Origin of the sequence: Priestia sp. BR_2, from assembly GCF_041954005.1 — a bacterium.
Taxonomy (GTDB): Bacteria; Bacillota; Bacilli; order Paenibacillales; family Paenibacillaceae; genus Paenibacillus_AQ; species Paenibacillus_AQ lautus_A.
Map to the genome: position 1 here is coordinate 1 of NZ_JAVFHM010000266.1, position 1,053 is coordinate 1,053.

General features: G+C 32.0%; 2 protein-coding genes. Both read right to left on the reverse strand.

All coding sequences use genetic code 11. The features are described from left to right. Positions 1-176 precede the first annotated feature (176 nt). On the reverse strand, positions 177-665 hold the full coding sequence (locus RB298_RS20675; RefSeq protein ID WP_486048330.1) for a cytoplasmic protein: 489 nt from the start codon (positions 663-665) through the stop codon (positions 177-179). Next, the coding region (locus RB298_RS20680) for an AHH domain-containing protein (protein ID WP_486048332.1) at positions 662-1,053 on the reverse strand (392 nt) is incomplete at its 5' end. The genes RB298_RS20675 and RB298_RS20680, both read right to left, overlap by 4 nt.

Consider the following 1,053-nt stretch of genomic DNA (forward strand, 5'->3'; position numbering starts at 1 on the left):
GCATACGTTTAAAAGGTGTTGTACGTCCTATATAATTCGTAAAAACATAATATGGGGATTTAAGGAGTTACTTATATTCTCTGAATAAAAAATGAACTATGAGTCACTAGGGGGCCCTACCACAAAAAAGAAACCTTGAAAGGCACTTTGCCATCAAGGTTTGAAATTCATTTAATTTAAGACACATACACAATAATTTCACCAATAGGGTATGTCCCCTTCCACCCACAAGGCCAACCTCCTTGCTTATAAACTTCAAAGATTTTTTCATAAAAATTATCTGTTTTCCCATTAACTAATCGATTTAATGCACACATCGTGAGGTCTCCCTCAACTTCCTCATTAATATCAATATAATCAAAAGGAAGAAAGTCATTCGAGTAATTGTCATGGTCACTAAAAAAATCATATAAATCATCTTGCTGAGTTACTAAATCCAAATCATATACCTTTTCAACAATACTTTCTGCTTCCTGTGATTTAACATATTCCCATACAGTATCGACTTCACTTGAGTCCTGAGACCAGGCAAGGTTTTGGGCTTCATTGAAATCATTTATTACCTCTAAGTTATTTACATGAAAGTTATTCTTATTAAACATCTTATCATTACGAATAAAATCCATTACTTCTTCTACTAATTTAGTGTTTTCACCAAATTTCATTTAGATAACCACCTTTCCCATAACTCTTCGGTTGCTCCACCGCCTCTGTTCCAAACAGGCAGTTTTTTATTTTTACCACTTTTGTAAAATTCCTCGATATTATTTATTTTAGTCTTATATAACGGTAATCCATTTTCCACTCCCTTTTTTAGCTTTTGTTGTAGTTCATATACTTGTTTTTCTAACACTGCTATATCTTGATTAACATCCATTTTATCAAGCTGTTTTCTTACAACATTGTTATAAACGCTATGAAAGCCTCTATGTCTAGATAGACTACTAACATCGTCAGAAGGTATAGGTAAAAATATACCGTTTGTAGAGTCATTCATTTCCATTCCAATTTTTTTAATAACTGGATGTTTATTTAATTGAGAAGGAATTATAT